We start from the raw sequence: 20,907 nt of genomic DNA on the forward strand, positions 1-20,907 counted from the left end.
TTATTTTTCGTGCTTTTCTAAAAACATTTTATTTTCTGCAAAATATAAGATATGTTTTTTATTATTCTTTAATTCTTTTGAAACAATTTTTTGTGCAATAAAATTCTCAATTTGGTTTTTGATAAACCTTTTAATTGGTCTAGCGCCAAAATTTTTATCATAACCAGTTTTAATAATTCAGTCATTAATTGATTTATCGAATTCAATTATAAAATTATTTTCTTTCAAGCGTTTTTTGAAATCGTTCAATTCTAGATCAATAATTTCTCAGATTATATCAGTATTTAAAGCGTTAAATACAATTATTTCATCAATACGGTTAAGAAATTCTGGTTTTAAATACTTTAAAAGTTCCTTTTTGATTGTAAAATCATCTATTTTTTTGTCCTCAAGAATTTGCCTAGCCCCAATGTTTGAGGTTAGGATTATAATTGTGTTACGAAAATTCACTTTTCTTGATTTGCTATCTAATAATTCGCCATTATCAAGAATTTGTAAAAAAATATTAATAACTTCAGGATGAGCTTTTTCAATTTCGTCAAGCAAGACAATGGAATAAGGGTTCTGGCGTACTTTATTTGTCAAAATTCCTCCTTGTTCAAATCCAATATAACCAGGAGGAGCGCCAATTAGTTTAGACACACTGTGTTTTTCCATATATTCTGACATATCAAGCCGGATTATTTGGTTTTTATTATTAAATAAATTAAACGCTAAGGCGCGACATAGTTCTGTTTTTCCAACACCGGTTGGTCCTAAAAATAAAAATGAAGAAATCGGCCTTGATTCATCATTAATTTTTGCCTTAAAACGTAAGATTGCGTTTGCAACCGCCTTAATTGCCTGGTTTTGCCCTTTAATTGATAAGGCTAAATTTTTTTCTAGGTTTAAATACTTTTCAATTTCAGATTCTAAAAGTTTTTCAATAGGAATTTTAGTTCAATTTGCAACAACTTTTGCAATATGATTTTCGTCAAGAACATTGGAAATTTCTTGTTGTTTAGTTTTAGCATTATTCAATTTTTCGTTAATTTTCGGAATTTTTACATACTTTATTTGCGCAGCTTCTTGATAGTTTCCTTGGTCCATTAGCTGATTTTGTTCATATTTTAGTTTTTCAAGTTCGCGGGATAATTTCGCAATTTCTGCAGCTGATTTTTTTGTATCTTCTCATTCTTTTTGCATTGCATTTACTTGGTTTTCAAGGGTTTTAATTTTATTTTCAAGTTCTAAATCAGCCTGGTTTTGTGCATTAATTTGTTCCATTTTTAAATTAATTAATTCGCGCTTTGCTTTTTCAAGTTTTTCTGGTTGGTAGTTAATCTCCACTTTTAAAGAAGCAGCAGCTTCATCGACTAAGTCGATCGCCTTATCTGGCAAAAACCGGTCAAAAATGTAGCGATTCGCCGCTTTTGCAGCAAAAATAAGTGCAGAATCATGGATTTTCACTTGGTGAAAATTTTCAAATCTTTCTTTAATTCCCCTTAGAATATTTATTGTGTCAAGAACTGAAGGTTCTAAAATTTCCACTTTTTGCATTCTCCGTTCAAGCGCGCCATCTTTTTCGATATAAAGTTGATATTCAGAATTTGTTGTGGCGCCAATTAATTTAATTCCTCCGCGGGCCATAATTGGTTTTAAAATATTGGCAAAATCTAGTGAATCCGCACCTGAAGATCCTGTCCCAATTAAAAGGTGGATTTCATCAATAAAAATAATAATCTCATCTGAGCTTTTTTCGATTTCTCGTAAAATTGTCTTAATGCGTTTTTCAAATTCGCCTTTAAATGAAGCCCCAGCCAGAATCGAGGTAAGATCAAGTTCAAAAATTTGCTTGTTTTTTAGATTGTCTGGCACCTGATTTGCAATAATTTTTAGCGCCATTCCTTCAACTATTGCTGTTTTTCCAACACCAGGTTCGCCAACTAAAACAGGGTTATTTTTTGTTTTTCTTGATAAAATTTTAATTATCCGTCTAATTTCAGAGTCTCGGCCAATAACGGGTTCAATTTTGTTTTCTTTTGCTAGTTGTGTTAAATTTCTTGCATATTTTTCAAGATTTTCAAGTTCTATTTTCATTTTTCCCCTTTTTTATATTTTTTATTTTTCATTAATTATAACATATTTTTTGGCACTTATAGTTAAAGAGTGCCAAAAAAATATTTTTATTTGAAAAAAGTTTTTAGTCAATTAAACTTTTAAGAAAGTGTTATAATTAATAGTTAATTATTATGAAAAAAATTATTATTGGAAATTGGAAAATGAATAAAACTGTGCATGAAACACGTGATTTTATTCAAAAATTTGATATTTTTTACAGTAAAAATTTAGGCAAAATCAAAGATAATCTAGATTTTGCAATTGCGCCTAGTTTTACATCGTTAGCTTTAATTTCAACATCAAAAATTGATAAATTAAAAGTGGCTGCACAAAATCTTAGTCAGTTTGATTCAGGAGCTTTTACTGGCGAAATTAGCGCCAAAATGTTGCAGGATTTAGCGGTTCATTATGTTATAATTGGCCATTCTGAAAGACGAGAAATTTTTAAGGAAATAGGAGAGGATTTGACTAATAAAATTTTACAAGCACAAAAATATAATTTAATTCCTGTTTTTTGCGTTGGTGAAAGTCTTTCAGAATTTGAAGCAAATGAAACAGAAAAAGTAATTATTGGGCAAATAAATGAAGTAAAAAGTGTTTTAAATTTTGAAAAAGCAATTATTGCCTATGAGCCAATTTGAGCAATTGGCACAGGAAAAACTGCCACTGCTCAAATTGCGGAACAAGTTTGCAAGTTAATTAAAAATAATTTTGGTAAAAATATTCGCGTAATTTATGGTGGATCTGTTAATTCAAAAAACATTAATGAATTACTATTGCAAAAAAATATCGACGGCGCGCTTGTCGGTAAGGCTTCACTTGATCCAGAGGAATTTGTTAAAATTTTAGCAAATATTTAATTTGGTTTTTATTTTTATTGTATAATTATGAATATTTGAATTTATGCTTGGTTTTAATAGTTTCGTGGATTATTACTAGGTTTAAATTTTTATGTTTAATTTTTTTAAAGGGTTAAAATATGATCACAAAAGCAAAAAAAGCGGAAATAATTACAAGATTTGGAAAAAGCGAAAAAAATACTGGTGATATTAGTGTCCAAATTGCACTTTTAACTGAAGATATTGAGAAATTGAAATTGCACTTTGAAAAAAATAAAAAAGATAAACACTCAATGCGTGGTTTTATTGCAAAAGTTAATAAAAGAAAAAAGCTTTTAAATTATTTAAAAGAAAAGAATTTTGCTTCTTATAAAGAAACAATTGAAGCATTAAATATTAGAAAATAAATTTTTATATAATAAACTACCAAAAAACTATTTTTATTAATTTTCTAATGTTGTTAAAATAAGTTAAGAAAAGCAAAAAAATAAGTCACAAAATTTTGATTTTTAATTCGAATTTTTTTAATACAAAAAATTAAATAAATATTGTATAATTAGTTGTTGCACAAGTCAATCGCAGGTATAATCAAAATATTATTTTATAAATATAAATTATATTTTGATTAATATTTGAGGAAAGTCCGCGCTAGCACTACCTGTGATGGTAGTAGTGTTCATGTTGGGTCTAATAAACCCAAGCTTAGACGACAAGTGCCACAGAGACGAGCTTATTTATTAAATTCTTCTTTTTCTATATTGAGAATTACAATTTTTTTCTTAATAAATAAGGTGAAACGCGGTAAACTCCATGAGCTAGAAACCTAAATTTTGGTAAGGGAGCCCAATTTGAAGAAAAAAAACTTCGATTGGGAAGTTTTTTGATAAGGTTATTATTAAAAGAAAAACTTAGATAAATGATTGACTGATACAGAACGCGGCTTATTAGTGCAAAAACAGCGTAAAAACGCTGTTTTTTTTATTTTTCGAAAAAATTCCCCATTTAATTTTTAATCAAAAAAGGCAAGCAAATAATTAAAAGTAAAAAACCGATTAAGAATCCTAAAAAAATTGGTAATAGGGAAAGGTGCTTTTGCTTTTTTTTAATAAAAGCATAGTTAATTTCTTGTTTTTCTGGTTTAAACCCGCGTTTTTCTAATATTCGATTTTGAGCATTAATTCTCCACTTATGGTAAGAAAGAGAAAAATTACTAAACAATCCAAGTCTTAAGGCGGTGGCAATCGCTGAAATCGAAATTGCCAAAAGACCACTAATAGAAAGTGCATCATATCAGGGTTTTTTTTGAACAAAAATAATTACAATAGTAATTATTAATAAAAAAACCATTCAGAAAAAAAGTGCTAAAATTGATCTTTTCTGTATTTTACGCCGAAAGATTGCGCTAAAAAAAATTGATAAATTAGATTTCATAAAAACTGCCAAAGTTAATTTAAAAATAACTTTTCTAGAACAAATTATATATTAAAAATTTGTATTGATTTCTATTTTAGATAAAGATTAACCAATTTAGTATTCATAAAAAAACAAAACCGGTTTTTATATTGGTTTTGTTTTTTTATTAAATTAAAATAATTATATTTTATCTTTTAATATAAGCATTAATAAATGCTTCCGCAATATCTTTGCGGTTTTGTGCGTAACTTCCTTGAGTATATTCTGGCCCTTCAAATACCGCAAAAGCCTTTAGTGCAATTGCAGGTTTTTCGGGATTTTGTTGTTGAGTATTATTAGTTCCTTGGGTGGTAGCACCAGGATTCTGACCCCCCCCAATTTGATATCAGTCTAAATTAAAGAAGTTAGGAAATGGAGCCCAAGCACCCAGCTCATCTATATTATAAACTACCACACCAACTTCTTTATAATTTTTAGGGTCATTTGCAGCCGAAGAATAAAGTGTTGTTTTTATTGAATAAGGGGTTTTAACAATTTCAAGTAAAATATCCTGACCGTTTTCAACTAAAAAAGGCAAGTTATCATTATTTTGCTCGGCGGGTTTATTAGTGATTTGGAATTCCTGTTTAAAATACACATTATTAGTTTTATCATGCCATTTAGGGTTTTGTTGTGTTTTTGTATTTTCTTTTGATAAATGCACAGCGGCTAGACGAATACCGGCTTTTTCTTGATGGTTTACTACCCCTTGTAGTAATATTGAATTGTGTTCCGGATTCTGGATTGCACTTGTTCAATTTTTGCCCTGCCCATTTCGTGGGTAGCCAGAAGTTAAAAGAACTTGTTGTTGGTCAAGGACTTTTGGATTATTTTTGTTACTTGAACCTAAAAATTGGAGTCATGACAAAGTCTTATGCTCATTTTTTTTGCCAATTGCGGCTTTCATTGAAATATACCCACTTAACTGTTTGTAATCCATTCCAATAGCGTAAAAGGTTTTTTGTCCGTTATTATTTTTCTGTTGCTGCTGCTGCTGTTGTTGTTGCTGTTGCTGCTGTTGCTGCTGTTGTTGTTTATCATTTAAGGTATATTTTTTAATAAAAATACCTTTCCCTTCTTTATCTGCTAAGAGGTAATGAGTGTTTCAATCACCGATATTTTTTGCCCTAAAAGCTAAATAAATAACTCCAGAATCAAGACGAGATTTGGGTTTTTCTTGGGGTTGTACTACTTCGGTTTCTTTACTTTGTACAGCTTGGACTTTTTTCTCGTTGCTTTCATTATTTACCCATTTCAGCGGTTTTGTTAGTTCTAACCCTTCAAGAGATTTTTTACCACCTTCGGTTTTAAAACTAAATTTTTTATTTGGATCTGAAATTTCGATATTGCTTGGCTTTTGCTCATTAGCTTTGGTACTTATTGTATCAAGAAAAAACTTTGGATTATATTTTTTAATTTCGTCATAGGCAGATTTCTCCGAGATAATAACGTTTGTAACCACTAATTTTGAACTTGATAAAATAGTTTTATCAGTTTTAGAAACTAGTTCAAGATTAAAAATTAATTTATCATTATCAGTTTCGATTTTATATTGTGTTTCAACATCATTTAGATTATAAATTTGGGGAGCATTAATTGTTTTTCAGATGCTAGTCCCTAATTTTTTTTGCGTCTCTTTTGGACTTGCTGGAGTTGGAGTTTTTGTTTCTTCTGCAAAAGTGCTAACTGAAACTTTTGTACTTCGAGTTGTTGTAGCATTTTTATTATCTGAAGCTGGTTTTACCGGGGCCGCCGCCTGGGTTGAATTAGAAGAAGAGCTCGGATTTGTTGGCTTTGCATCGCTTTGAGTTTTAACTAGTTTTTTTAGTTCTTCTTTTGCGGTTGCTTTTTCTTGATCATTAGGATATCGTCCATAATCGAGTAAATAAATTTTAGTGACTACTTCATCAGAAGGGTTTGCTAAATTCTCTTTATTCTTTGCTAGCTCAAAAAGGCTATCAATTACCGCTTTAATTTCGTTTGTAGATAGATTTTTGGATGATTTATCATCAGGCATTGAAAATTCCTGAACTGAACTAACAGTGCCAAAAATTTGAGTTAAAGCTTTTTCATATTCATTTAAATCAATATTTAGATCGACTAAAATTGAATCTTTATTTAGAATAGAAATTTTGGAATTTTTTTCTGGATTTACATTAACTTCAAATTCAAAACGAACTTTTTTAGTATTAACTAGTTTTGTCTTATCGGCTTGCACCACTTTATTTTGGTCCAAAACTTTTGGGCTTAGGCTAACTTTGTAGCTGCCAAATTTTGTATCAACTAGAAATTCTTTTTGTTTTAAGTCAAAAAGTTCTTCAAATTTCTTGTTTTTTATTGCCGCTTCAGTTTTAGTTTTTGTCTGTGGGTTTCCGTAGTAGAATTCACTAAGACTAATTTTATCTTCGAGTAACGCTTTTTCTAATTCGGTTTTGATTGTCAGCTTATTTTCAAGATTTTTTTCAAAATAAGTTTTTAGAATACTTCGAATTTCTTGATTTGATACAAGTCCGCGAACTTCAAGTTTTACTTTTGTAGTTTTCTTAGAGGTTTTCTCCACTAAATTAAGTTCTAAATATAATTTTTCATCTTTTTCAGCAAGACTTAATTCATTTTGTTCAGTAAGAACAGCTTCTAATTTATAATTTTCATCTAAAAATACGGGTGCTTCGAGCGAATTATAAAGCGATAAACTCGCATTTGTTGCAATTAATGCCTGTTCTAATCTAAGATAAGAATTTTGCGCGGCACTACCACCGAATTTTTTAAAGTTTTGCTGTAGCGCGTTTTTGAATTCGGCAATTGTTAGATTTGATCTTTTAAGGTCAACAAAAGATTTGGTCTCTTCAATTTGGAATGTTGTTAGACTAGTGTCTGCTTGCTCGGTTGCAGAAAATCCTTTTAGTTCAATTTGTTTTGAATAAGTTATATGATCGTTTTCAGATTTGGCAAAAACTACAACATTTTTAATTGTAGTCCCTTCGGCAACCGCTTTTTCAAAGTCAAAACTAATTTGATAATTATTAGTTTTAAGAATACCAAAGTCAAAAGCGGATGTAAGATCAAAACGATATAGGTCGTTTTTTACAACATTTAAAGCCGCTTTTGCAGAAAGGTTTGCAAAATTTGATTTAATTTTAAGATTGTCAACAACGGAATTAAATTGCTCGTTTGTAATTTTGGCATTGTTAGCAACTTTGTGTTGCGCAGGCGTTTGGTTTAATACTGAATAATAAGAGTTATTATAAGATTTTATTCCAACTGCAATTCCAACAATTGCGCTTAGACCAAGTGTGGTAGCAGCAATAGTTGCAATTAGTCAAACGGGTTTTCGATAATGTTTTGGCTTTTTCATGATTTTAAATAGATACCTCCATTTTTAGTTTTTTATTGCTTATTTTTATTTGTGTGTGGCGTTATTGGCAGTTTTTCTAACCGTAATTCTCACTTTCAAAGTTGATCTTTGTGCTCCCTCAGCTTGTTTGCCTTGGTTTTGTGCCCCCTCAGCTTTTTTGCCTTGGTTTTGTGCCCCTTCAGCTTTTTTGCCTTGGTTTGAAGAACCCTCAGCTTTTTCATTTTCATTAGCTTTTACTAGCACAAAGTCAAGTGTTTTTGTACTATCATTAGATTCTAAAACGTTATCAACTTCAGTCTGGTATTTTTTGTCCGGATAATGTTTTTTAAGATATTCGTCAACTTTTTTCCCAAGCTCAGGAAGAAAAGATGTTAGTTTATTATCATTTTCTTGATTCGGTGTTCCCTCAGCTTTTTTGCCCTGGTTTGAAGAACCTTCAGCTTTTTTTGGAAATTGAAGAGAAGAATATGAACTATTATCTAGGCTAGTTTCGTGAAATTCATTTTGTAATTTGATAACAACACTATCTAGTTCTTTAATTGCCTTGGTTTTCTCATATATTTCGTTTGATTCTAATTCCAAGAACATTTTTAATTCGGGAGTTTTTAGACTTAATTTTGACTCATTGTTGTATTTAAGATCAAAACTAAAGGAAACTGAAAGGTATTTTTCTTCTTCTTTTTTGCCCTGGTTTGAAGAACCTTCAGCTTTTTTGCCTTGGTTTTGAGTCCCCTCAGCTTTTTTGCCTTGATTCGGTGCCCCCTCAGCTTTTTTGCCTTGATTCGGTGCTCCCTCAGCTTTTTTGCCCTGGTTTGAAGAATTAGAATTAGGTGTTATTTTTGCTTTGAATTCTTGAATTTTTTTATCAATTTCTGTTTTATTTGTATTTGTAGAGTTATTATTAAGAGTAAGAGAATATGAGATATTATCATCTAATTTGGCCCATGGGGTAAAATTATTAAATTGCGCAGCTTTTAAGAAAAAAGCTTTGAGAACATCACCAAAGTTATTAAATTCTTCGCCTTCTGTCAGTTTTTCATTACTACTATTAGTTGTCATTGAGACTGCTTGTTGTGACCCGGTTGTTTTGTCGAGAACGCTTAAACTTTCGTTTTTAATTAAAGAATGTTTTTTTAATTCCGCAAAAATCGCAGTATCATCACCTTTTAATTTATCTTTTATACTTTTTGGAAGCACTAAAGTTCCATAAAATCCAATTCCGCTTTCATCGTTTCAAATATTGTTAAAAGAAAGTTTTTTAATTTTCCTGTTTCCGTTTTTTCAGCCAACAAAATTGATTTTATCCGCTTCAGCGAAAATATTTTTAGCGGATTTTATTGAATAAGGTAGATTTGCATATTCGGTTTTTAATCCCCATCCTTTCGCTAATTCAAAAAGTGTTTCTAATAGTGTAATTTTATCTTTAGTTAGCAAATCCTGGTAAAAATTAGCAACTTGGTGACCATCTCGGAAATAATCGCGCGAAAGAATTGTTGCTACATTTTTTTGAGCAGTTGATTCCGATTCATCTTTTACTAATTTTTTAATATCAGTAAGTTTTGGTTGTTTAAGTTTTCCTGTTCAGGCATTAATTAAAGAAAGATAAGGTCCAAAATCATAATCATAATTATCACTAAGAACTTTTTGAATATCATTTACTTTTTTTTCTTTAAAAAGTGCATCTGCTTCAACTTGCGCAATTGGTGTTCCTGAGCGTTTTATATCCCCGCCATATGCAAAAAGTTCTTGTTTTTCTTTGCCTTTTTCTAAAAAAGGCAAAAAGGCAGTTTTATAAATCTCTTGATTTATTTTTGGGAGTTCAGTGACTTGTTTAAACCCGCTTAATTTTAAAACGCCTTCTTTTGTTGCAGTTTTTTGTGATAAATTTAAATTGAAGAAAAAATTATCATTTACAGAAGCTGTATATGGAATTAAAATTGCGGTTTTATCAGTTGGGTCAATGTTTGCTTTTAAAACATCAAGTAAGTATTCAAGACTCTCTGAATTAGCACGATCTTTAAATTTGCTATCAAATTTACCAAAACTAAAACTAACTTTATTTTTTAATAAAGCGTTAATATCAGTTTTTCTTTGTTCTGAACGGGCTGCATTATCAGTAAAATAACCAGATTTAATTTCTGCAAGAAATTCGTAGGCAGATTTTTGTTGCCCTTTGTCATTAAAATCAGTTTTTGTAACATCTTTTAGTGTTAAATTATCGATAAAATCGTTTAAATCTAAAAAATATGAACTATTATCCCTTTTTTGTAATCTTAGTGAGTTAATTATTGGTTTAAAATCGATGTTTACGCCCACTAAATCACGGGCTTCATATGTTAAATCTGCTTTTAAAAATAGTGATGGAATTTGATTTTGGACACTAACAAATTGACCAGTAATTTTATCTTTTGCAAAGCTAAATTCAAAAATATTACCAGAATTATCCGGCAATTTATTATCTTGTGAGTTATCTAATTTATTAATTAAATTATCTAAAGCAGGGAAATAAGTTGCAAGTTTTTGAGTTAGTTCTTGGGAATTTCGTACATTGTTTAAATCTTTTTGAAAATCCTGCGCACGCAAAGTCGAAGGATCTTTTTGACTTGGTTTTGGTGTTTTGTTATTTTGAGTTTGCTCATCGGCAAAATTTGTAGTTGTTGTTGCTAGCAAATTTTGAATTGTTGTATTAAGTTTTTCAGTAATTTTTTTAAGAGAAAAATTAAATTCGGCAACTAAAAGATTTGACTGTTTTGCAAAAGAAACTGTTTGTTCGTAAATATCAGATTTTGCAATATCTCCATTTTCAAGTTCTTGATATACTTGAAATTTAACATTAAAATTCTGATTTTCATCATTTGGGTTAATTTCAATAATGTGAAAACTAATTTTTGCATCAACATACTCAGGATCTTCAAAATTGATTTTTTCTAATTTATCGTTTGTTTTTGTGAAAAAAGAAAAGGATCCAAGTGCGCTTTCGCTATTTTTAATTTGATTATTAGAATCTAGAAGCAAAGATTTTATTGTATTATAATCAGAGTTTGGATCAAAAGCATTAAGACTGAAAGCCAAATTGGAGATTCTAGATGCAAAATCATTTGCTTGTTTTCGTGGGTTTTCTGCCTTGTATTTAGCAGTTGAGCTAAGCCAAACAGTTAAACCAAAAACTCCAGCGCCAATAATTCCGCTTACCAAACCAATTTTAAATGTTTTTGATTTTAGCAATTTATTCATATATATTTATTAAACTCCTAAATTTAAAAATAAATTTTTTACTTATTTCTTAAAAAATAAGATAACAAAATAACTAGCTTATTGAATTAAATTCTAATAAGAATAGCTAAAAGTAAATAATTTATTTGGTTTGCACATTTAAAATTATACCAACTTTTTTTGTCTAAAAAAAAAAAAAAAAAAAAGGCAAAAGAATTTTTTATTTTGTTTTTTTGCCTTTTTTTGGAAAAATTTGGCACAATTTATTCATTTTAATTTTTTTAAATTTAGATATCAATTTTGGCATATTGGGCATTTTCTTCGATGAAAATTTTCCGCAAGCTGACATCAATCCCCATTAATGAGTCAAAAACTTGGCTGACCTGTTCAGCATCATGAATTTGCACTTGCGACATTCTTCTTGATTTAGGGTTCATTGTTGTTTCTCAAAGTTGTTCAGGATTCATTTCTCCTAATCCTTTGTATCTTTGAATGGCAAATTTGGAATTTTCCTTAACAATTTCTGCTAAAATTTTCTCTTTTTCAACTTCATTATAAGCATAATGAATTTTTTTGTTCTGGGAAATCTTATAAAGTGGCGGAATTGCAATGTAGACAAAACCAAATTCAATCAATTTTTTAAAATAACGAAATAAAAATGTAAGTAAAAGTGAGCGAATATGTGAACCGTCAGAATCAGCATCAGTCATTATAATAATTTTTTGATAGCGAATTTTGTTAATGTCAAATTCAGGACCCACACCAGTTCCAAAAGCAGTTATCATCGAAAGAATTTCTTCGTTACGCAAAACCTTTTCTAATTGAAAACGTTGAGAGTTAATTACTTTCCCCCTTAAAGGCAAAATTGCTTGAAAATGACGGTCACGACCCATTTTTGCGCTTCCGCCAGCAGAATTTCCTTCTACTATATAAAGTTCAGCAATTTGTGGATTTTTTACCGAACAATCAGCAAGTTTTCCTGGAAGTGTGCCAATATCAAAAATTGATTTACGCTTTACAGCTTCACGTGCTGATTTAGCAGCGCGGGCAGCTTTTTGGGCAAGAAGATTCCGTTTGATGATTTTAAGGGCATCATCGGGATTTTCTGCTAAATAACGCTCAAAAACCTCGCTAAAAGATTTATTAACATATTGGCGCACTTCTTTATTGGTTAGTTTTCCTTTGGTTTGGCCCTCAAAAATTGGATTTGAGTGTTTTATCGAAACTATTGCAATAAGACCATCTTTTATATCTTGTTTTAAAAATTTATCAGTTTCTGATTTAATAAATTTGTTTTTAAGAGCGTAATTATTCAAAATGCGCAAAAGCGCATCGTATAGGCCATTTTCGTGACTTCCGCCTTCAGGGTTATGAATATTATTTGTATAAGCTTTAATTTGGCAGTAATCTTCTTCGACATAGTTTAGTGCAAATTCGACTTTGATTATGTCATTATTATGTTTATACTCGTTTTCTGCATAAATAATTGTATCTGTTATTTTTTTAAAATTTTTACTTAATTCAACAACATAATCACGAATTCCACCATCAAAACAAAAGCTTTGACTAAAATTGCTCCGATTATCGCTAACTACAAATTTGATACCGCGAGTTAAATAAGCTGTATTTTTAATGCGGCTGATAATTGTTAAAAGTTGGAAACTATTTTCTTCAAGAATTTGAAAGTCAGGGCTGAAAATAATTTTAGTGCCAGTTTCATTGCTGTCTAAATTAGAAATTGCTTTTAAATCGTCGGTTTTTTGACCACCATCTGTGAATTTTTGATATCAGATTTTACCTTCACGTTTAATAAAAACTTCCAATTCTTTGGCAAGGCCATTAACAACTGAAGCGCCAACTCCGTGAAGTCCACCAGATACTTTATATGATTTTCCGTCAAATTTTCCACCAGCATGTAAAACTGTAAAAACAACTTCAGCTGCAGAAACATCGTATTTTGGGTGTTTTCCTACTGGAATTCCTCGGCCATTATCTTCGATGCTGATTTTAAAATCATCCAAAATTGTAATTTTAATTTTGGATGCAAAACCAGCAAGGGCTTCATCAACAGCATTGTCAACAATTTCCCAGACTAAATGATGTAATTCATTTATGCCTGTGCCACCGATATACATTCCTGGGCGTTTACGAACCGCTTCTAAACCTTCCAAAACAACGATATTTTCGGCTTGATAATCTTTTGACATTAATAATTTCTCCAATGATTTATGGTTTTAAATTATAACATAAGATTTAAAAATACACCATTAATTTGTAGATTTTTTTTAAATTAAAATCCAAAAGAAACTTCTAAATTAAAGCATCTTTTGGATTTTTAGTATATTTAAAATTTTAATTTTTTTTTAGTTCTTAAGATTTAATTAAAAAGTTAAAAAACTCTATAAAATACGGAATATTTTTGGCTTTAAGTCTTATAACTAAAAAAAAAAAAAAAAAAAATTAGTTTAATTGTTGTTCTACTAATATTTTAAGTTTTGCATTGGCTTTTTTAGCCGCTTTGGATGTTTTAAGTCGTCTTAACTCGCGTCTTTTTGCCATTTGTAACTTTCTAATTTTACGCATCGGTCTTATCCTTTCAAAACTAATTTTGGTTTATTGTATTAAGTTTAATTACTAATTCGTTGGTTTTTTTGCTTTGAATCGAAACAACTTCTGTTATATCTCTGGCCTGAATTTTTCCATCCAAAATTCCAATTGCAAGCCCTGATTTGCCTTGGTTAATTAATTCAATTGCTTTCATTGCCATTTTTGCTGCTAAAATTCGGTCAAATGCTGAAGGTCTTCCACCACGTTGAGGATGGCCAATTTCCAATCCTTTGGTTGTGATTTTTGTTAGCTCTTCGATTCTAGCAACAAATTCTTTTAGATTTGGCAAAATATTTTCAGTTACTGTAATTATTACACTTGGTTTGCCTTTTTTAAATTGTTCTAAAACCATTTGACTTACTTGTTCGGGCGTTAAAATGTTAGTGTGTGTGATTAAAATTTCACTACCTGTTGCCATTGCGGAATATAAGGCCAAATCTTGACAATATCGTCCCATAACTTCCACTACAAAACAACGACGGTGAGAATTTGCAGTATCACGCAACTTATCAACAGTTTCAATAATTGTATTTAATGCGGTGTCAAATCCAATTGTATAATCTGTAAATTCAATATCATTATCAATTGTTCCAGGTAGTGCAATGACATTTATCCCTTGCAAATGCATTTTATAACCACCATTGTAAGTTCCATCGCCTCCAATCACAATTAATGAGCTAATGCCAAGTTCTTTTAAATTTTTAGCTGCTAGAAGTTGTATTTCTTCATTTTTAAATTCAGGAAAACGGGTAGACCCAATAGCAGTCCCACCAAAACTTGCAATACCATTATAAGGAAATTTAGTTGCTGGCATTATTTTTTTTGAGATTATTCCTGAATAACCATCAAAAATCAAATAAGGTTCAAACCCTAAACTTAGTGCGGATTTTACAAGAAAACTGATAGCAGAATTCATTCCAGGTGAGTCGCCACCTGAAGTTAATATTGCAATTTTTTTTGTCATTTTAAACTCTTTATTATTATTATTATTATTATTATTATTATTATTATTATTATTATTATTATTATTATTATTTTATTTAAATAATTTTTTTTATATTTATAAATTTTAATTGAATTGGACAAAATAAATTTGAAATGGTACGCCCTAGAGGATTTGAACCTCTGACCCAATGATTAAAAGTCATTTGCTCTACCTGCTGAGCTAAGGGCGCATTTGGTGCTCGAAACTGGACTCGAACCAGCACGGGATTACTCCCAAAGGATTTTAAGTCCTTTGTGTCTACCATTCCACCACTCGAGCTGCTATATGAATTTTTATTTTTTTAAAAGCATAAAAAATTATACCATAAATAAAAAACCAGAAGCAATTTTTAATTTTAAAAGTTTTAATTTTTCCAAATAACTTCTGCATACATTTTAACAAAAATTTACGAAAATTTTTTAAGTTTAGGAAAAAATTAGTAAATTTGAGTTTGTTTTACTATTTTTTATTAAATAATTACAAAATTTTTAAATTAGTTAAATGGGAAAAACGATCGGCAAAGCAAAATTTTGTATCATTTTAAAGGCAGTTTTTTTCTTCTCCTTTTTTTTGTTGGTTAGTTGTTTTCAAATTGACCTTAATATGAATTCTAATTATAATAAAGCAAAAAATTCTGTGACATCAGTAAATAAAAAATCTTTTGTTTTTCAATCGGTTATGACAGGGCTCCCGAAAAGCCAGAAAAAACCAGCAACAAAATTTGTTGGGATGTTAACATATGAAGAAATTGAAAATTTAAAAGTGGGTCAAATAAATGAAGAAGAATATTTTGGTTTTGAAGAAGTTTTGGTAAAATTTTTTAACACCCTCGATGCTGAAGTTGAATTTAAGAAAAAAGAACAACTATTTATGAATTTACGAAGAAAAATTGAACTTGTAAATTCAAAAATTAATCTTGGAATCAATGAAGATAAAGAATACATAAGTCAAAAAAAATCGGAAATTAAAATAAAACAACCAGTTTTTGAAGATGAAAGCGATAGATCTTTTTATAAAGAACAAATAGAATTATTCGAATCAGACAAAGATTTAAAAAAATTTTTAGAAAAAAAGAATAAATATCTTTTTATTGAAGAAAATTTTATAAAAGAGCAAAAACAGTGAAATCCTGTAATTAAATTAATTTTTCAATTAAATATGGCGCGTTTTCATTTAGATTTTATTGAAATTACCCAACAAATAACAAAAAATATAATAATTGCGATCATTGACTATGTTATAAATCTGGAAGCAACCAAAAAAACGGAACAAAAACTAACAAGCGAAATTAATAACCTTTCAGAGCAAAAAAGTAAAATTGGGTTAGAAATAAAAAAAGAAAAAGAAAACATACAACTAAAATTGCAAGAAAAAGACAAATTAAATGAGGAAACTTATAAAAAAATTGAAAAAATTAGTCAAAAAATTGTGGAAAAAAAAGTGAGTCTTGAAGAATTAAAGCAAAAAAATTCACAAATTCTTAGATTAGATGTGAAAAAAATCATTGATTTTTTGGCAAGTTTTTTTGATCCTATTTTGCATTATTCAATAAAAAGCGACTATGTTTTTCAAAACGAAATTAATCTTAGAGTTAACAACCAACTTGCTTTTAGCAAATTCTTCGAATTTTTTACAAAAAATTTAAAGAAAAAACTAAAGAAATATAATCTTGAATCGCCGTTTTCTATTATGGGTGAAAAAAAACGAATAATTATTGAAAAATATTTTATTCCAATAATTTAAATTATCCTTTAATTTATAGCATTTTTTTAAAAATGTGATACAATTAAACCGCTAATTTTGCTTTAAGGGAAATGAGATGGAACAAGCATTTAACAAAAACAAAAGGGCCGAGAAAATTACTTTTTTTGGTGCGCTTTTGATTGTGCTTGGCGCAAGTATTGGAGCTGGAATTTTTTTTAAATCAAAATCAGTTTTGGAAAATTCTGGTTATAATCTTGCGCTTGCTATCGGAAATTGAATCATTGCTTGTTTTTCAATCGTGGCAATGGCAATTGCACTTGTTGAAATTTCATCAACAACTAAAAAGTCAAATTTATCAATTATTATTTGAAATAAAGTCTTTAATTCAGAGTCTTTTTTTCAAATTTCTAAAAATTTTATAATTTATCTTTATCTTCCGTTTACCTATTTTGTATTACCAGTTTATTTTATGCAAATTTTGCAGGATTCAATTGCGGCATTTCGGCTTGAATCAACCAGCGAATGAAATATAAGTTCTGATTGAATAATTGTTCTTGCAGCCTCAATTTTAATTACAATTTATTTTTTTGTTATTGGTTTGAATACAAAAATTGCTGAATTTCATAACAAAATTTTTCTAATTGCAAAATTTTTACCAATTTTAGTAACAATAATTGTCGGTTTTGTGTTATTTTTTCAAGGTGGTTCAAATAAATTATCTAATAATATAACTTTTTTACCATTAGAAAAAATCAAAACTAAAGGAGCTTCAATTTCTTCTAGTTTGCCAGGTGTTGGAGTTTTGGTTTCAATGGCAGGGATTTTCTTTTCATATGAAGGGTTTTTTACTGCCGCAGGTTTGCAAACAGAAATGAAAAATCCAAAAAAAACTCCGATTGCAATTTTGGTTGGTATCGGAATTACAACTATAATTTACCTTTTTATTGCGATTGCAACTTCAATTGTTGGCGACGGATCGATTTCATCTTTTATTCAAATTGCAAAAAACGAACTAAATTGATCAGGCCTAACAATTAAATTAATTCTTGGGACAACTTTTTTACTAATCGGAATTAGTTTGCTAGGAATTATAAATATTTTTACTTTATGAGGCCCAAGAGCTTTAGAAGAATTAATTACAAGAAATGAGTTTTCTCTTTTAAAAAAGTGAAAAAATTTCACAAATTTAAACAAACCGATAGTTTCGACTATTTTTTTAAGTATATTTTCGATTATTTGTCTAGTTATTTTTACTTTAATTGGAGTTTTCGCCTTTGATGATCAAGGTTATGGAAATTATGGGCAAAAACTAAATAATTTATATTCCTTTGCCGATATTACGGGAAATTGGGCTGCCTTAATTAGTTTTTTACTGATTGCGGCAGCAATTTATGGGTGTATTCGCAACCGTAAAACTCAGAAAATTCCTGTTCAAAAGCAAAAATATTTTCTCTTTTTTGCTTATATTTCTGTAATTTTTATTAGTATAGTATTAATTTTTGCACTTTTTACACCAGTTATTGATTTAATTTTAATTTCTTTATATAAACCGCAAATTTATGATTTTGACCAAATCTTAAAAACCAGAATAACAAAGGTGGTTGTACTTTTATTATTTATTTTAGTTCCTAGTTTTCCGTTAATTTGTTGCTGAGCGCAAAAAAAATTAAGAATATTCCTAAAAAAATAAAAAATAGTTTACAATATAAGAAAGTTATGAAAATTAACTTAGAAAAATATATTCGAACTGTTGAAGATTTCCCTAAAAAAGGAATTAGTTTTAAGGATATCTCCCCATTACTTGCTGATGGAAAAGCATTGAATTATGCAATTGTTGAAATGGCCTCGCTGGCAAAAGATGTTGACATAATTGTAGGGCCTGATGCAAGAGGCTTTTTATTTGGAACGCCAACTGCCGCGTTTCTTTCAAAACCATTTGTAATGGTCAGAAAAGCTGGCAAATTACCTGGTGAAGTTGAGGAATTTGCTTATGAATTAGAATATGGTTCAGCAATTCTAGAAGTTCAAGTAGGAATGATAAAACCTGGGCAAAAAGTAGCGATTGTTGATGATGTGCTAGCAACTGGAGGAACTGTAAAAGCAATCACCAAAATGATCGAAAGAGCTGGAGCAACTGTTTCTAAAATCATTTTCTTAATTGAACTTGAAAAATTACAAGGTCGTAAAAATCTTCAAAATTACGATGTTACTTCTTTGATCAAAATAAGCTAAACTTTTTAAAAATTTCCTATTTCAAAAAGTTCTGACTATTTATTTTTTATTAGTCAGAACTTTTTTGTCTAAATAATATATTTATTATAATATAATAATATAACACTACTTGTAAATTTATTTTTTAAGTTCAAGTGAAGTTTTTTATCGTTTTTCTTGAATTTTATAATAAACTATGTAGAAATTATAAAAAGGAGATATATGGACAAATTGCGCTATGTAAAAGCAGGCCAAATTATGGCAAATGATGCAGAAATGATTCGTTTTCTTGATATTGAAGGTAATCTTTTGCATTCAACAGTTTTTGGGCTGCTTGATGAGAAAAAAGATATCCGATTAACAAGCCAAGAAATTAAAAAAGCCTATGAATTTATGGTATTATCTCGCCAACAAGATACATATATGACACAATTACAACGTCAAGGCAGAATGTTAACTTTTGCTCCTAATTTTGGTGAAGAAGCTCTTCAAGTTGCCTCTGGAATGGCGCTTACAAAAGATGATTGATTTGTTCCGGCTTTTCGTTCAAATGCAACAATGTTATATCTTGGCGTGCCAATGATTAGGCAAATGCAATATTGAAATGGTAGTGAAAAAGGAAATATAATTCCTGAAAATGTTAATGTTTTGCCAATTAATATTCCAATTGGCACTCAGTTTTCTCATGCTGCTGGAATTGCTTATGCAGCAAAACTAACAGGGAAAAAAATTGTGGCAATGAGTTTCATAGGAAATGGCGGGACTGCTGAAGGCGAATTCTATGAAGCGCTTAATGTTGCAAGCATTTGAAAATGACCTGTTGTTTTTTGTGTTAATAATAATCAATGAGCAATCTCAACTCCAAATAAATATGAAAATGGCGCACCAACAATTGCGGCAAAAGCAATGGCAGCAGGAATTCCTGGGCTTCGTGTTGATGGAAATGATCTTTTAGCATCTTATGAAGTAATCAAAGAAGCTGTAGATTATGCCCGTTCTGGAAATGGTCCTGTACTTGTTGAGTTTGTGACTTGACGGCAAGGCGTTCATACCTCTTCTGATAATCCAAGAATTTATCGTACTGAAGAAGAAGAAAAAGAAAATGAAAAATGGGAACCAATGCACCGAATTGAAAAATTCATGTTCGATCGCGGAATACTGAATCCTCAAGAAAAACAGCAAATTTGGGATAGGGCACTTTTAATTGTAAAAGAAACCTATGAAAAATCGCTTGTAGGACTTGAATCAACAATTGATGACATTTTTGATTATACCTATAGTGAATTACCACCTGAACTTGCAGAACAAAAAAAAGAAGCACTTGAGTTTTTTAAAGGAGTAAAATAATGGCAAATTCAGACAAAATTGCTCTTAACAACATTGGCGCAGTCACAAATGCTCTTGATTTAATGATGGAAAAAGATCCCCGTGTTGTTCTATGAGGGCAAGATGCTGGTTTTGAAGGCGGGGTTTTCCGCGCAACTGAAGGTTTACAAAAAAAATATGGAATTGAGCGTGTATGAGATTCGCCAATTGCTGAGGCCTCAATTTGTGGAGTTGCTATCGGGGCTGCGCTTGCTGGGCTTCGTCCGGTAATTGAAATGCAATTTCAAGGATTTTCTTTTCCAGCTTTTCAACAACTTTTTGTGCACGCGGCGCGTTATCGTAATCGCTCCCGTGGGCGTTTTAGTGTTCCAATGGTAATGCGAATGCCAATGGCAGGAGGGGTTCGCGCTCTTGAACATCATTCCGAAGCAATTGAGGCGCTTTATGCGCATATTCCTGGTCTAAAAGTGGTAATGCCCTCAACTCCTTATGATACAAAAGGACTTTTAATTTCTGCAATTAATGATCCAGATCCGGTTGTTTTTCTTGAACCAAAAAAAATCTATCGTGCTTTTAAACAAGAAGTGCCTGCCGGAATCTACGAAGTTCCGATAGGCAAAGCAAGCGTTATTAAAGAAGGTTCGGATTTGACGCTTGTTAGTTATGGGGCTCAAGTGCATGAGGCAATCGCCGCAATTAAACAACTTTCATCAACCCCAGGACTTGAGGAAGTTGATGTTGAACTAATTGATTTAAGAACAATTAAACCCCTTGATACAGAAACAATCATTGAATCTGTTAAAAAAACCGGAAGAATTTTAATAGTTCACGAAGCAGTTAAATCATTTTCAGTTTCAGCTGAAATAATTGCCCGCGTTAACGAAAAAGCATTTGAATATCTTGAAGCAGCGCCAACCCGTCTTACTGGATATGATATCACTGTGCCACTCGCAAAAGGAGAAAATTTCCATTCAATTACCAAAGAAAAAATAATTGATAAAATACGTAAAATTATGGAATCATAGTTTAAAAATTAGACAAAAAAACATTCAGAATCAAAGGTTTAGTTTCTGGATGTTTTTTTATTTTTAAAAAACTCTAATTTTTTAAATAAA

At 30.2% G+C, this 20,907-nt stretch carries 14 protein-coding genes, 2 tRNA genes and 1 other RNA gene; 8 read left to right on the forward strand and 9 right to left on the reverse strand.

Annotation, left to right across the window (positions count from 1 at the left end; all coding sequences use genetic code 4):
• Window positions 1-2,079 (reverse strand): ATP-dependent Clp protease ATP-binding subunit, encoded by a 2,079-nt coding sequence (locus tag MYF_RS00530; protein WP_051054279.1) that lies wholly within the window; start codon window positions 2,077-2,079, stop codon window positions 1-3.
• A 152-nt stretch (window positions 2,080-2,231) separates the two neighbouring features.
• Between MYF_RS00530 and tpiA the strand changes: the two genes are divergently transcribed.
• The 3 genes from tpiA (at window position 2,232) to rnpB (ending at window position 3,888) form a co-directional block, all read left to right on the forward strand.
• Entirely contained in the window at window positions 2,232-2,960 is a 729-nt protein-coding gene (tpiA, locus tag MYF_RS00535; RefSeq protein ID WP_002557584.1) for a triose-phosphate isomerase, read from the forward strand.
• 119 nt (window positions 2,961-3,079) lie between these two features.
• The gene (gene rpsO / locus MYF_RS00540) at window positions 3,080-3,346 is read left to right on the forward strand and encodes a 30S ribosomal protein S15 (RefSeq protein WP_002557585.1); all 267 of its coding nucleotides are present in this window, start codon (window positions 3,080-3,082) and stop codon (window positions 3,344-3,346) included.
• A gap of 210 nt (window positions 3,347-3,556) precedes the next feature.
• An RNA gene (gene rnpB, locus MYF_RS03200) (RNase P RNA component class B) lies at window positions 3,557-3,888 on the forward strand.
• Window positions 3,889-3,941: 53 nt separating this feature from the next.
• Here rnpB and MYF_RS00545 read toward each other — a convergent pair.
• The 8 genes from MYF_RS00545 to MYF_RS00575 form a co-directional block, all read right to left on the reverse strand.
• On the reverse strand, window positions 3,942-4,370 hold the full coding sequence (locus tag MYF_RS00545) for a DUF3899 domain-containing protein (protein WP_039387510.1): 429 nt from the start codon (window positions 4,368-4,370) through the stop codon (window positions 3,942-3,944).
• Window positions 4,371-4,539: 169 nt separating this feature from the next.
• On the reverse strand, window positions 4,540-7,746 hold the full coding sequence (locus MYF_RS00550) for a P110/LppT family adhesin N-terminal domain (protein ID WP_002557587.1): 3,207 nt from the start codon (window positions 7,744-7,746) through the stop codon (window positions 4,540-4,542).
• Between the two features lie 45 nt (window positions 7,747-7,791).
• Window positions 7,792-10,980: a P97 family adhesin gene (locus MYF_RS00555; protein WP_002557588.1), complete on the reverse strand. Its 3,189-nt coding sequence runs from the start codon at window positions 10,978-10,980 to the stop codon at window positions 7,792-7,794.
• Window positions 10,981-11,246: 266 nt separating this feature from the next.
• Window positions 11,247-13,166 carry a DNA gyrase subunit B gene (locus MYF_RS00560; protein ID WP_002557589.1) on the reverse strand — a complete coding sequence of 640 codons (1,920 nt, stop codon included), beginning with the start codon at window positions 13,164-13,166 and terminating at the stop codon, window positions 11,247-11,249.
• A 253-nt stretch (window positions 13,167-13,419) separates the two neighbouring features.
• The gene (locus MYF_RS03500) at window positions 13,420-13,542 is read right to left on the reverse strand and encodes a hypothetical protein (RefSeq protein WP_255454454.1); all 123 of its coding nucleotides are present in this window, start codon (window positions 13,540-13,542) and stop codon (window positions 13,420-13,422) included.
• Between the two features lie 19 nt (window positions 13,543-13,561).
• Window positions 13,562-14,530: a 6-phosphofructokinase gene (gene pfkA / locus MYF_RS00565; protein WP_002557590.1), complete on the reverse strand. Its 969-nt coding sequence runs from the start codon at window positions 14,528-14,530 to the stop codon at window positions 13,562-13,564.
• A 135-nt stretch (window positions 14,531-14,665) separates the two neighbouring features.
• Window positions 14,666-14,741: transfer RNA gene (locus MYF_RS00570), tRNA-Lys, on the reverse strand.
• 3 nt (window positions 14,742-14,744) lie between these two features.
• Window positions 14,745-14,830 (reverse strand) — tRNA-Leu (locus tag MYF_RS00575).
• 222 nt (window positions 14,831-15,052) lie between these two features.
• Here MYF_RS00575 and MYF_RS00580 point away from each other — a divergent pair.
• The 5 genes from MYF_RS00580 to MYF_RS00600 all read left to right on the forward strand — a co-directional run bounded on the left by MYF_RS00580 (window position 15,053) and on the right by MYF_RS00600 (window position 20,817).
• Window positions 15,053-16,294: a hypothetical protein gene (locus MYF_RS00580; RefSeq protein WP_002557591.1), complete on the forward strand. Its 1,242-nt coding sequence runs from the start codon at window positions 15,053-15,055 to the stop codon at window positions 16,292-16,294.
• Window positions 16,295-16,370: 76 nt separating this feature from the next.
• Window positions 16,371-17,945: an APC family permease gene (locus MYF_RS00585; RefSeq protein ID WP_002557592.1), complete on the forward strand. Its 1,575-nt coding sequence runs from the start codon at window positions 16,371-16,373 to the stop codon at window positions 17,943-17,945.
• 26 nt (window positions 17,946-17,971) lie between these two features.
• The gene (locus tag MYF_RS00590) at window positions 17,972-18,487 is read left to right on the forward strand and encodes an adenine phosphoribosyltransferase (RefSeq protein ID WP_002557593.1); all 516 of its coding nucleotides are present in this window, start codon (window positions 17,972-17,974) and stop codon (window positions 18,485-18,487) included.
• Between the two features lie 201 nt (window positions 18,488-18,688).
• Entirely contained in the window at window positions 18,689-19,813 is a 1,125-nt protein-coding gene (pdhA, locus tag MYF_RS00595; protein WP_002557594.1) for a pyruvate dehydrogenase (acetyl-transferring) E1 component subunit alpha, read from the forward strand.
• Window positions 19,813-20,817 carry an alpha-ketoacid dehydrogenase subunit beta gene (locus MYF_RS00600; protein ID WP_002557595.1) on the forward strand — a complete coding sequence of 335 codons (1,005 nt, stop codon included), beginning with the start codon at window positions 19,813-19,815 and terminating at the stop codon, window positions 20,815-20,817. The genes pdhA and MYF_RS00600 overlap by 1 nt, the downstream gene beginning before the upstream one ends.
• Window positions 20,818-20,907: the final 90 nt, after the last annotated feature.

It is taken from the genome of Mesomycoplasma flocculare ATCC 27399 (genome assembly GCF_000815065.1).
Taxonomy (GTDB): Bacteria; Bacillota_I; Bacilli_A; order Mycoplasmatales; family Metamycoplasmataceae; genus Mesomycoplasma; species Mesomycoplasma flocculare.